The sequence below is a fragment of the Paenibacillus sp. LRG-1 genome (assembly GCF_057220305.1).
The window spans coordinates 1,355,296-1,369,453 of sequence record NZ_CM170126.1 but is presented as its reverse complement, the minus strand read 5'-3'; the positions used below and the strand labels follow the sequence as shown (position 1 = coordinate 1,369,453).

The 14,158-nt window shown below is 49.9% G+C and carries 4 protein-coding genes; all 4 read right to left on the bottom strand.

Going from position 1 to position 14,158, the window contains the following annotated elements:
• Positions 1-16: 16 nt before the first annotated feature.
• From fabD to ACUUJN_RS05965, 4 genes are read right to left on the bottom strand one after another with little or no spacing between them, the layout of a single operon-like run.
• On the bottom strand, positions 17-1,264 hold the full coding sequence (fabD, locus tag ACUUJN_RS05980; protein WP_484669393.1) for an ACP S-malonyltransferase: 1,248 nt from the start codon (positions 1,262-1,264) through the stop codon (positions 17-19).
• Between the two features lie 13 nt (positions 1,265-1,277).
• Positions 1,278-8,411, bottom strand: a complete 7,134-nt coding sequence (locus ACUUJN_RS05975; protein WP_484669392.1) for an amino acid adenylation domain-containing protein — start codon at positions 8,409-8,411, stop codon at positions 1,278-1,280.
• Between the two features lie 36 nt (positions 8,412-8,447).
• Positions 8,448-10,082: a carbamoyltransferase N-terminal domain-containing protein gene (locus ACUUJN_RS05970; RefSeq protein WP_338533343.1), complete on the bottom strand. Its 1,635-nt coding sequence runs from the start codon at positions 10,080-10,082 to the stop codon at positions 8,448-8,450.
• A gap of 41 nt (positions 10,083-10,123) precedes the next feature.
• The gene (locus tag ACUUJN_RS05965) at positions 10,124-14,158 is read right to left on the bottom strand and encodes an SDR family NAD(P)-dependent oxidoreductase (RefSeq protein ID WP_484669391.1); all 4,035 of its coding nucleotides are present in this window, start codon (positions 14,156-14,158) and stop codon (positions 10,124-10,126) included.

Genomic DNA, 14,158 nt, shown 5'->3' with positions numbered 1-14,158 from the left:
CTCGTGTTCGCTGCGATTAGCTGACCTGAAACGCGGGAAATAATTCGCGTGTATGCGTATTGCTGAAAATCTGCTCAAACCGTTCAGCCCGTAGTTCCGTTGGTGTTAATTTGGTTGCAAAAATGGACTTTAGCTTGTCCAGAGCTTGCTGCATTTGTTCCAACGTTGGTTCTATTCCGGTTGTGATCAATTGTTCGCGCAGGTTTTGCAATTCTTTGTATGGAACGACTACACCCTGCTCATACTCATCGTTATTCCAGTTCCGGTTCTGGGTTGAAACCGCAATCGCAATACAGGAGGTCACCAGACCCAAACCATCTGGTTTGCTCTCGATATCAGCATTCCGCAGCAATTCCAGAGTGGAGGGATGCTCAAAAGCAAAGGAATGAGCCGTAGAGGTGATACCAGCCATTAAATTTCTCAATACGGTTTTGGGGCCGATTTCTATAAAATGATTCACACCCTGATTCAGCATGTATTGAACGCTTCTGTGCCATTGCACAGGCCGTGCCATCTGGGACGTCAAGTTAGATAGGATATAACGACGATCCGCATAGGGTGTCGCTGTAACATTAGAGAGCACAGGCCATTGAAAACGGCCATAATCATATCTCTCCAGCTCCTCCCGAAATTTGCCCGCAGCGCTCCGCATTAAATTCGTATGGAACGGAAAGCCCACCTTGAGGCGAATCGTTTTGATTCCTCTACGGTTCAGTTCCTCTTCTGCCTTCTCCAGTGCAGGAGTATGACCCGAAATGACGAGCTGCTCAGAGGAATTATAATTCGCAATCCCGACCGATACACCGGCTGTCGAAGCTTTCTGGCACACCTCATCCACCTCACGCTCATGACTCCCGACTACCGCCAGCATCGCTCCTGTACCGGGAGCAACAGCTTCCTGCATCAGAATGCCCCGCTGACGTACTATTTTCACCGCATCCGAAAAAGCAAGCGCCCCTGTACTGACCAATGCCGAGAATTCTCCCAGACTGTGACCCGCTACCAGAGATGGAGCAAGCTTCAATTCCTGCATCAGTACACGAAAAGCTGCGATGCTCACGGTCAAAATGGCAGGCTGGGCATTAGCGGTCAGAGTCAGCTCATCCATGGAACCTGTGAAACAAAGCGTCTTTAGATCAAACCCTAGCGCATCCTCGGCCTCTTCAAAGGTTTCTCTTGCTACTGAATATTCATCGTATAAGCTTTGACCCATGCCTACATATTGAGAGCCTTGCCCCGGGAATAAAAATCCTAATTTTTTCATCGTTCCATCCTCCTTATAGTAGGTCTGCAATCTTGTGCAGTACGTGGACATAGGCCTTCATCATCTGTTCCGCCCAAGTCTTCTTCAGTTTTCCAGCTTGATATTCGCATAGGAACCGTACCTGCTCCGCGCGCACATCCATATGAAGCACCCAGTCAAATTGTCGGGTCACCTCATGTCCCGCCGGCGTATGATTCAGAAACACACAAGGGAGAAAAGCAGACGGATTGGCGTTTCCTGTCCCATTTGGCAACATAACTGGGATCGGGTAAAGGTCGGTCTCTTTCGCTTTTTGACGATGACCAGCAACCTCTATGCACAGGGCGCTAAAATCATCATTTTCCGTCAATCGTACACGCAGCGGATACAAGCTCTCCCCTGTCAGTTGTAATGCGAGGAAAGAGGACTGTCCATGGTGTATGAACTGTTTATGTGGTAATAGGTGTCCTTCACCGATGAGCAATACCAGTTCGGACTGACCTGTCATTTGTGACAAAACATACGTATAAACGGCTAGTAACAAGTCTGTTAGGGCAAAATCCTGACTCCAGACTGCTTTCTGTAACGTGGTCAGCAGGTCCGCAGGTAAGGTAAAGGTGAACGTAGCCTGCCCTTCGGCTCCTCCATCTGTCCGCATCGCCTCATTCCACGGAATAAAAGATAACGATTCAGCCAAGTAAAGACGCCAGTATTGCTCCTGACGCTCATATCGTTCCTGTTCCGCATCCGTCCATGCTTGTTCTCCTTGCTGCTGCTCCAGAAAACCGGAAAGTCTCGCAATCGTCGGATAGGCAAAGCAGTCTGCAACGCTGATTTTCCCTGGATAGATTTGCTGGAGACGAACATTCATTTGAATGAGCAAAACCGAATTGCCTCCCAGCTCAAAGAAATTATCGTGGATGCCAAGTCCACTTCTGTGCAATACCTCTTCCCAAATTCGGCTGACCTGCATTTCCACCTCTGTAGCAGGTACCGTATATTCCACTTCAAGAAGAGGACGGCTAGGATCCGGCTTGGGCAGCATTCGACGGTTTACTTTTCCGTTCGGCGTTAAAGGCATCTCCGACAAGGTAATAAAATGCGAGGGAACCATATATTCTGGCAGCCGGGCAAGCAAATGATTACGTAGCTCACTCACTGATAAAGTCTGCTGGCCTACCCAATAGGCACAAAGGGAGTGGTTCTCCTGTTCATCTGATCGGTCCTGTACCACCACAGCTTCCCGAATGGCAGGATGAGCCAGCAGCGCCTGTTCAATTTCCCCCAGTTCCACCCGATAGCCACGGACCTTGATCTGATCATCCATCCGGCCCAACACTTCAATCTCACCGTTAGGCAGCCACCGCGCCAAATCTCCGGTCTTAAACATTCGCTCACCGGACCGGAACGGATTGGCTTTGAACTTCTCGGATGTTAGCTCAGGGCGCTTGTCATAACCGGATGCAAGTCCCTTGCCTCCAATCCAGAGATCACCCGCTACAAGATCCGGTACAGGCTGGAGCTGCCCATCCAGAATATATACTTGTGTATTCGCTATCGGCGTACCCACTCTCACCCGCTCATGCTGGGTAAGCTCCTGCACAGTTGACCAGACTGTAGTTTCGGTTGGGCCGTACATGTTAAAAATGCGCGCAGTGGTCACGTCCTGCGTCTGACGAAGCAATGACTCTGGTAAAGCCTCGCCTCCCACCATTACGACCTGCAACGTGCGCATACTCTCTTTTGCTTCCGGGTGCATAAGCAAAAGCTGAAGCCGCGAGGGTGTCATTTGCAGCAAATGCGGACCTGTTCGGCGAATGGCTTCCAACAGCAGTTCAGCATTCGCCTGCTCTTCTCCCGTAGATAACACTACCCGTAGCCCCTTCGCCAAAGGCAGTAGCGTTTCCAATACAAAAATATCAAATGCAGCAGTAGTTACCGAGAAGAAGGTTTGACCTTCAAGAAACGGAATTCGCTCGGTAATCCCGTAGATCAGGTTAACGATGGCTTCCTGACGGATCATCACGCCTTTCGGATGTCCGGTCGAGCCTGAGGTGAAAATCATATACGCCAAATCATGGGGTCCCGGCTGTGTGATCTCCAGCCTTTTTCCATCCTGACGGTATATACTCGCGTCATTCAACGAAATGACTTCGCCTCTAAAATCCAGTCCATCCAGCAGTGTGTCCCGACTAATAAGCCATTGTGCTTCACTCTCTTCCAGCATGTAGGAAATACGCGCCGCAGGATAGTCGGGGTCGATCGGCAAATAGGCAGCACCTGCCTTTAAAATGCCGAGCATCGCCGTCAGCAAATCTACCGACCGTTCCAGCAGCAAGGCAACCACCGTATTCACGTCCGCTCCTTTGCTGCGCAATGTTCTCGCCACCCGATTGGACAGGACATCCAGCTCGCCATAGGTCAAACACTGGCTCCCACATTCTACCGCTATGGCGTCCGGCATCCGTGCAGCCTGTTCTTCGAACAGGTGGTGCATCAGCTTGTCAGCCGGAAGCGCAAGCTCAGTCACATTGCGGTCGACAAGGATGCGTGATTGCTCCGCAGGAGTCAGCAGGCTGGCAGCATACAGGGGACGATCTGGCTGTGAAGCCAGTTGGGCTACCAGCTCTATGAAATGCTGCGCCATCTGGCGAACCGTATGCTCGCGGAACAGTTCCGTGCTGTATTCAAAGGTACAATGCAGCCCATTACGGCTAATATTACTTGCACCTTTAGCAGTCGGCATCTCAACCACGGTCAGCATCAAATCAAATGAAGCAAAAGGGCTTTCCAACGGATAAGGCTTCACCTGTAAACCCGGCACTTCCCTGCTGCCATCCATAAAATTTTGCAGCCGAAACATCGTGTCAAACAGCGGATTACGACTCAAATCCCGCTGGAGATGCAAGCGATTAACGAGCATATCAAAGGGGTAATCCTGATGCTCAAACGCATTCAACGCATTGTCTTTGACCTCGTCCAGAAACTGTCGGAAGGTCTTCTCCTGTACGGGAGCATTTCGTAACGTAAGTGTATTTACGAACATACCGAGCATACGCTCCAGCTGAACATGCGATCTTCCGGCTACTGGCGTACCCACCACGATGTCCTCCTGCCCACTGTAGCGTGACAAGAATACATTGTATGCTGCAAGCAAAACCATGAATAACGTGGCACCACTCTCCGTTGCCAGCTTCCGCAAACTTGTTGCACAGTCTGACGACAGACTAAATTCCAGCGAGCCCCCGGCAAAGCTCCGTTGTCTTGGTCTTGGATAATCTCCCGGCAGATTCAGAAGTGGAATTTCCTTTCCAGTGTGCTGTTCGTCGAACATCTTCAGCCAGAACGCTTCCTGTTCTTTCAGATGTTCCCCGCTGAGCTGTATATGCTGCCAGGCGGCAAAGTCTTTATACTGAATGTGCGGTTTTTCCAGAGCGCTTCCTTCCATCAGGGAGATAAACTCATCAATAAGCACTGTCGCAGAAATTCCATCAAAAATAATATGATGCACATCCAGCAGTAGAACATGGCTCTGCTCCGCTAATCGAACCAGCATTACCCGTAAAAGCGGGGGCCGTTGCAAATCAAAAGGACGCAAAAATGATTGCTGAATCTGCGGCATATCGGCCGCCGTCCCTTCGGTATATTCCATTTTCCAAGCTACATCCGAATGAATCTGCTGTACTACCTCATCCTCCAGTAGGGTAAAGCCCGTTCGAAATACTTCATGCCGGAGCAGTAATGTTCGAAACAGACGTTCAAGCTGCTCTCGTTGGACACTGCCTTCCAAATGCCATGCAGTGAACACGTGATTGCTCAGGCTTTCTCCTTCCAATTGATGCAAAACAAATAATCGTCTTTGAGCGGCGGAAACTGGGTAATACTCCTGCTCAGGCAACGGTTCGATAGAAGCTGCATGAACAGAGGTCTTTTGACGAAGCAAATCTGCCAGCTCACGAATGGTTTGATGATCAAAGAGTTCTTTGAACGTCACTTTCACCTGCAAGCGTTCCTGAATCCGGTAAATCATTTTTGCCATCTTGAGTGAATGTCCACCCAACGCAAAAAAGGGGTCCTGTACACCCACTTGCGCTATATCCAAAATTTCTGTCCAAATGGTGGATAGCTCCTGCTCCATGCCGTCTCTTGGAGGTACATATTCTGTTCCTGCAAGACTTCTTCCCTCAGGTTTTGGCATATGTTTACGGTCGATTTTACCGTGTGGGGTCAAAGGCATGGCTTCGAGAGGGACCAACAGACCGGGAACCATATAGTCGGGAAGCCGTTCTTTTAGATGTTCACGTACCCCTTCTGACGTCATTTCCGGCGACTGCAATGTGTAGTAGCCGATCAGCCCGGTTAATCCCGTTTCCTCCACATGTGCAATCACCGCTGCCTCACGAATAGATGGAAGACTGACCAGCGCCTGCTCAACTTCCTTCATTTCGACGCGAAATCCCCGCACCTGAACCTGATCGTCCTTTCGCCCAAGATACTGAAATTGCCCGTCCGGGGTCTGACAGCCTAAGTCTCCCGTTCGATAAAGCCTTTCTCCGGTCAACGGATGCGTAGTGAAGGCTTTGGCTGTCAAATCCGGCTTGGCCCAATATCCACTCGCCAGTCCTGTCCCGCCGATACAAATCTCGCCTTGCACTTGGAATCCGGCAAGCTGTCCATCCTGATCCAGCACATACACATGAGTATTCGCAATCGGCAGCCCCAGAGGAATACGTAATGTTCCTGCATCCGGCTTGTGCTGAATGATATGCTGGGTCGCATAGATGGCCGATTCGGTCATGCCGTATAGATTGGCGATTTTCGCTGTGCGAAAAAGAGTGTACCATTCCTGCACGATATTCACCGGAAGCGCTTCGCCCCCGTTAAAAATCCACTTTAGATCAGGCAATGGATGAGATTCCCCCGCATTTCGTACAGCACTTAGGAAAACATTCATGAGCGCAGGAACAAATTGAGTGACCGTCACTTTTTCCCGCTCCATAAATGGGTATAGTTGTGCAGGGTCTTTGACGATATCCGCGGGTACAATCGTTAATTTGGCTCCCTCCATCAGCGGCCAGAACCATTCCCACACCGAGTCTGTAAAGCTGGTAGACGTCTTCTGCGCGATGACATCGTCTGCTCCCAGAGCAAAGGTATCCTGCAACCAAAATAACGTATTCAGCACAGCCTTATGGGTCATCATCACCCCTTTGGGCTGTCCCGTGGAGCCAGATGTGTACATGATATACGCCAGGTCTTTTTCATTAGGAATATTTTGCAGACTCAGATCATCCGTAGACATCCCTTGTGCTTTGACAGGAATAAAATAAGACTCATCCCCTCGCATCTCCCGCAGTCTAACGATCCACTCCGACTCTCCCCATACCGTTTCATCCAGACAAATGACAGTTTTAATACAGTCTGGCAAATGATCTAACGTCCGCCCGAAATAACGTGAATTCGTAACAAGCACGCGGCACGAACTGTCGTCAAGCATATATTGGATTCGGGATTGCGGATAATCAGGATCAATCGGTACATAGGCACCACCAGCCTTCATAATCCCTAAAATAGCGGTAAGCAATGGGACATTCCTATCCCCCATAGTGGCAACCAGCGAGTTCGGACGAACTCCATAGCGACTGAAAAGCTGTCCCAATTGGTTGGAGCGAAGGTGCAGCTCCTTATAGGTGACAGCCATGTCGCCGTCCAGAACCCCCACTGCATCAGGGGTACGGAGCGTCTGCTCCTGAATACGAGACGTAATTGTGACTCCAGCCGGATAAACCTTCTGCGTATCATTAACACGATGGATGACCGCGCGTTCCTCTGCCCCCATGTAATCCATTTTCCACACAGACTGCTCCGGGTCCTGAATGGCACCCGCAATAATGTTACGGAAATACGCTCCGATCCTGGACATCGTTAAGGCTGTAAACAAATCTGTTCCATAGCTAAGCGATATGACCAATTCGTCATTTACGGATTCCACAATTACGGTCAAGTCAAACTCGTTCGCGTCGGCACCATTTCCCAGCTTGATTCTTTCCATCGGGATTCCCCCGAAGTTCTCCTCATTTTTGGAGCCGGCTGCAAAATTAATTAGAACGTCAAACAGTGGGGCACGATTTAGGCGGCGTGGACGGTTCAATACCTGCAATAGCTTGTCAAAAGGATAGTCCTGATGGGCGTATGCTCCTGCGCACTCATCTTTAACTTGTTGTAACAATCGGGAAAAAGAAATGTCTCGAGAAAGTCGATTCCGCAGCACGAGAGTATTCACAAAAAAACCCATCAGGTTTCGAACCTGCTTTTGATTCCGTCCCGCCACAGGAGTACCCATAATAATGTCCTCTTGCTGAGTAAGCCGGGCTAATAACACATTTAGACTGGCAACGATCGACATGAACATGGTGGTTCCGTACGTGCGGTTCAACCGCTCCAAGCCCGCGCATAATTCCGCATCCAGAATGACCTTTTCCACCGCCGCCGGAGCATTTCGGATGGTCGGACGCGGAAAATCCAAAGGCAATTGAAGACTTGGCAATTCACCATCCAATCGGGATTTCCAGTATTGCTCCTGCGAGCTTAGTTTTCCAGTAAGCACCTGCTGATTTTGCCAATGTGCATAATCAATATACTGGATCGGCAATTCTGGCAAATGGGGGCTTGTTCCTTGCTCCAACGCCTGATAAATATGAAACAGTTCTTGAAAAAACAGATCCATAGACCAACCATCTTCAATGATGTGGTGCATACAAATATGAAAAACATAGTCGTTTGCCGCCAGCATGTAGATCTGTGCCCGCCATAATGGACTCTGCTCCAGATCAAAAGGCTGATTCATCACAGTCTGTATTTCTTTTTGTACCTCTGCCCACGCTGTTTCTTCCCCTGTATCCGATACATCCACAACAGGCACGTTTAAGGTCAATTGCTCCAGCACCACTTGCTTCGGTACACCTTCGACCACCGTGAACACTGTACGAAGGATAAAATGTCTTTCAACGATGGTATGGAGGGCCTGCTGTAAATACGCGGTATTCACAGCTTGTCTGATTCGAACGGCTACCGACTGATTTAAGGCGCTGCTCTGAGCGTCCAGCTGGGACTGAACCCAGAACCGTTTCTGCCCATGAGACAGATCATAGGTCTGCTTCTCTCCCATGTGTAAACCTCCATCTGTACATTATTCGAGGATATGCTACTGCTTTTCGTATAACGTTTCATTGCACCAGACATACCGGGTTCCGTTCCATTCGGTTGCAGAACGTACATCCGGGAAAAAGCCGCTGCCGAGCAGATTGGCGCTAGTATTGCACAGCACTGGAATACCGCTCAAATTCTCGTACGCATGCAGCAATTCATAGATCAGCGGATTATCCTCCCGACTCACCGTCTGCAGGCGTGCCGTTCCATCGAGATGACGGATCGCAGGAATGCGTTCCACCCATTCATCACGCAACATATGATCAAAAAGCATATACGGATCACGTGTTCCCGGTGAAAAAATAGCAGGTGCATGCTCCTCCATACAAATCGGTGAGACCGGACGATAGTCTTCCCGCTGCTTGATGGCATTCAGGCGGTCTTTCATATCCGGTTGAACGGCAGCTGCCAGTATACTCCGGTTGCCCAAAGCACGTGGTCCCAGTTCCGCCCGATCATGCAGCACCACGACAGGTTCATCTGTCGTATGCAGCAGCTCCGCGAGCTGTGCTACCGTACAAGCACGTGATTCCCAACCTTCTGCTGGCTCATTTTGAATGACCATGGGTCCGCTGTACACAGACCAATTCAAATGAGGATGACCTGTCTGATGAATCATTTCACAACAGGCAGCACCAATAGCCGAACCTGTATCATTGGTAAACGGAGAAACAAACACATCGTCAAATAATCCGCTTTCCCGAATCGCACTGTTCCATTTGATATTCAGAGAACAGCCTCCTATAAAGCAAAAGTTTCGTGTTTTCCGTCCATGCTTGGTCACACTCGCCTCCAGCGAGGTTACGAGAAGCTGCTCCAAATACTGATGGAAAGACGCCATGGCGTCTGCATGCGGAATATGATGCTCATCTACATATCGCTTGATTTCCTGGGAAAAGGTCCAGTTAAACTCCAGCGAGGGTGAAAAATGCCGTGCATACGTTAATTCAAACTGTTCGAGCAGCTCTGGACGTACCTGTCCCTTGGCAATGTAGGCCATGACCTTGCCCGCTACCGAAAGATCATCCACACGTGGTCCTTGCCCTCCGCGCAGAAATGGCTCAAAGTGCAGCGAAAACAGTGAATAAATGTTGCCAATGTACATGAAGAGAGGACCCAGATTTTCTAATTTTCCGTTCGCTGGATCAAAGTAATAAAAACGCGGATACATGCCGCCATCGTACACAAGCGCGTAAGACGGCTCCTTGGTCACCGCGTAAGGACTTGCACAATAGGTGCTGGCGATATGTGTGGTTGAATGCATATAGCTGGTATAGTCGTAGGTTCTTCCGCCAATGGCAAGACCACTGCCCGAATAGGCTTGGAGCGCGTCGGCTGATAGCGATACTTCGCGGTAAGGTGCAACCGTGAGAGACAGCTCCTGTCCATGGGAACGCGTGTCCACCTTGCTTTCCTTCAATCCGGCCCAGCCGTCGATGACAAACCGATCCACATCTGCCGAGGTATAGCCATGCAGGTTAAGCACTTCCTCGACAAAATCCAAATCAGGAATTTCGCTGTAGCGTTTGTTGTTATTGAATTTTTCAACCTCGTAGCTGAAAATAAGCTTGTTATCCTCAATCAAGGCCACACTACCATCATGCGTTAATTTCAGTCCGCAGAATAACATGTTCCTTCACTCCTCACCTGTTAGCCCAACACAAAGCCGCTTTATTGTTCAGCCTCAGCAAAATGACGTGGTAATACCGGAATGATATCGGATTCCTCGAAATCGACACGATTGGATTCATCTATCCAGCTTCCCAGCCCGGCCACCGTTGGCTCCTGAAAAAAGACCTGAATCGGTACATCTATGGCCAGCTGGTCTTTAATTTTAGCAATGACACTCATCAGCATCAGCGAATCTCCATTTTCAAAAAAGTCCTGGTGTATGCTAATTTCCTCATGCCCCAGTACCTCGCCCCAAATCTGACCTAGCTGCCGTTCTGTTTTCGAATACGCATCTCCATCACGGCCGATCAAGGTCACTTGAATGTGAGAGTTCATGTGCACTCCAGTGTCCGTAGCCTCCGACTTGGGCTGTAGCGTACGAAACAGCTCTTCCTCGAAGGAGACAAATTTAGCACCCAGCTTCACATTTCGCTGGATCATATCGTTCAGTGCCTCATTAGAGGTAATGAACTGCTTCAGCTCTTGATAGGACTCCAGCAGATGACTGTAGGCTTCAGACTCTTGATCGTTGTGTCCCTGCGCTTGCTCTGTAATTTCCTTTGTTAAGTCTGGGGAAAAGCGAACCTTGAGCAGCGTCAACACTTGAGCCAGCTCCTGGCTGCGAATGTTGGCAATGACCGTTTGGGTCAGTTTATATTGCAAAAGCCGATCAAACAGCTTGCCATAGTCCTCCGACAAAATCGGCTGAGATAACATCCGTTGATCCATCAGCTCGTCCGATGTAGCCCCCATCTCCAGATGCGACCAGTTGATCGCCATCATCTCCATGCCACGACGGCTCTGATAGTGGGCATACTGATCCAGAAATGCATTTGCAGCAGCGTAGCTACCCAAGCCTACACCTCCCAGCTGCGAAGCCACTGACGAGAAAAGAATCCAGAAGTCCAGCGTTTGATCCTTAGTCACCTCGTTTAACACCCATGTTCCTATTACCTTGGCTCCCATGGTTCGCTGGAACCCCGCTGCATCCATCTGCTCCAGACGAATTTCCTCCAAATGCATCGCGGCATTCATGACCCCATGAATCGGGCCATAACGTGCATGTACATCATCCACGACCTTCTTCATTGCATCCAGATCCGTGATATCTGCCGCATAGTAGCTCACCTCGGAGCCGAGCTTTTCAATCTCCAACAGTCCACGGATTTTCTTCGTAATTTCAGAGGTATCCAGCCCCGCAGCTCGTTCCTGCCAGCTTTCCCGGTCCGGAAGCACAGTACGGTTCACCAGCACGAGCTTAACCTTCGCCTGCCGGGCAAGATAGCGGCAGGTTTCCAGTCCAACTGAACCGGCTCCCCCGGCAATCAGATAGACGCCACCCTCACGGATTGTAATCTTCCGATGTGGAAGATCTGTAAGCTGCATCCGTTCCAACTGCTGCGTATACCGCTGACCGCTTCGCCATGCTGAACTCTGATCTGCTTCGTCCCGATTCAATTCCAGCATGATTTCCTGAGCAATGTCAGAATTGTCGCGTCCGATCGTTTCTACATCCATACAGCTACAACGATGCTGACTATATTCCTGCGAGATGACCTTCATCAATCCCCACAGAGGCGCTTTTTCCGGGAACACATATGTATCCTCCGCTACGACCAGCTGTGCGTAGTTCGAGACGACTTTGATTTCCAACAGGCGATGAATCGAGCTTGCCTGAACAGCCTTCATCAAATAAAAAAGACTTAAAGCCCCTTGCTCCTGACTTTCATTCAAATCATCGAGTTGTCGCATGCGACTGCGAATTTCGGTGCAGGTCCACAAGTGGACGATACCGGAAAGCTCTGCTCCCCCTCGCGTCTCAACCTCGGTCACGGCTGCAAGCAGCCTGTTATAATCCTCCGCATAGCCGGGACGAATCTGATAATGGCTCGGATCTATGGCAGCATAATCAGATGCAGCCTCTACGATAATAGGTGTGAGTCCTTGATCCTTCATAAACTCGCTTAGTGAAGCAGCTACGCCTTCTTCATCCGCCAGAATAAGCCATGACTTGCTGGTAACCGACCGTTCTTGGGAGGCAGAAGCCGTCAACGGACTGGCTACCCAATTCAGTTCATAGAACCACTGGTCAACCTGCTTCTCCGGTACCGATCTCAAGGCTGGGGAATCTGCTACACGCTCCATCGCATGCTCCGGGATATAATTCACCCAATGTCGTTTGCCTGCAAATGGATATACAGGTAAAGGAACACGATGTCTTTGATCCAAATCATGCAGAGCTGTCCAATTGATCTCGCTACCTTGCATATATTCATCCACAACCCGATCTAGGCTGGTGTCAGGCTGTACCTTGAAGCTTTTCTCCTCACGGGTCGTTAGGCGGGTATAATATATCCCCTCTCCCGCTAAAGCTGGACGTGCAGCTTCATCTGCATTTGCAAAACGCTCCAGCCCTTCCTTCAATTCTTCAAGACTTGTAGCTACAATCGCAAGCCGATAAGCATAGTGCCCCCGTCCCTGATTGCTTGTAAAACAAATATCTGGCAGCGCATGAGCGGTGCGATCCAAAAACGTACGATAACGGTCAACCAAAGCATCAAAGGAAGCTTTACTCTTGGCAGACAACGTAAATACATACGGTACGTTTTCTCCACTGGCGGACTGGCTCTGCTCGTCCTGCTCATATTCCTCCAATATGACATGACAGTTAGTTCCTGCTAGACCAAAAGCACTTACTCCTGCCCGCCGTAGCACTCCTGCCTCCGTCTCCCATGGAACCAGCTCTGTATTCACATACACAGGCGATTCAATGAAATTAATGTGCGGATTCGGCTCGTTAAAATGGAGGGTTGCCGGAATCTCCTTCTTTTGCAATAACAGCACTGTTTTGATCAGACCTGCAATACCGGCTGCGGTGTCCAGATGACCTATGTTCGTTTTCACCGCGCCCAAGGCACAAAAATGCCGCTTGTCCGTGTAGCTGCGGAAGGCGTTGGTAATGCCTTCAATCTCAATCGGATCGCCTAGGCGGGTTCCTGTACCGTGAGCCTCAATATAGGTTACCGTTTCCGGGGAGATGCCCGCATTTCGCCAAGCTTCCTTCATCAGCTCCGTCTGAGCCAAGGCACTTGGCGCGGTAATTCCATTTGATTTTCCGTCCGAATTCATGGAGCTGCCTTTAATGACAGCGTAGATATGATCCCGATCCTTTTTAGCCTTTTCCAGCGTCTTCAGTACGATGACCCCGAATCCCTCGCCCCATACCGTCCCATTCGCTGCGGCATCGAAGGTCCGCGCAACAGAGTCGGGAGAAGCAATGCCGATATCGACCAGTCCTTCATCTACGGGAAACAGGGTCAGGTTCAGCCCGCCGGCTACAGCCATGTCACAATCGCCAGTAATCAGTCCTTTGACCGCATGATGCACAGCAGCCAAAGATGCCGAGCAGGCGGTATCAATCAGATGGCTGCCGCTGGCGAGATTCAGCAAGTAGGCTACCCGACTGGCTACGACTGAAATGGTATTACCGGGTAAGGCATACGGCTCCATGTTCTGAATCAGTTGCAAGTAATCGGCATCCGTATCCCCTACGTATACCCCGGTTCGTGAGCCGTACAATTCCTTTTCGGCATAGCCAGCATCCTCCAGCGCTTCCCAGGTAACTTCAAGGAAAATGCGCTGCAAAGGGTCCATACACCGGGCTTCTGCAGGAGTAATGTTAAAATATTCTGCATCAAAACGATCAATATGGTCCAAATAGGCTCCTCTGCGATACTTGATCTCCGGCGCATATCGTTTACCTTTAAAATAGTCCCGAATAGGCTGGTCCACGTCAGCCTTGCGGCTTTCCGGGAAGTCCCTCACGGCATCCATGCCGTTCACGAGATTATCCCAAAACTCATCCGTTCCATTTGCTCCCGGAAAACGACAGGCCATCCCAACCACGGCAATATCATCAACCTTCACCGTTTTGGCCTCATTTTCGAATAGCTCTTTTAGCATCGGCAGAGCTTCTATCTTGGAGAGATGTTTTGCGGCAACCTGAGCTAGCAAATAATTCTGAACCCGTTTCAT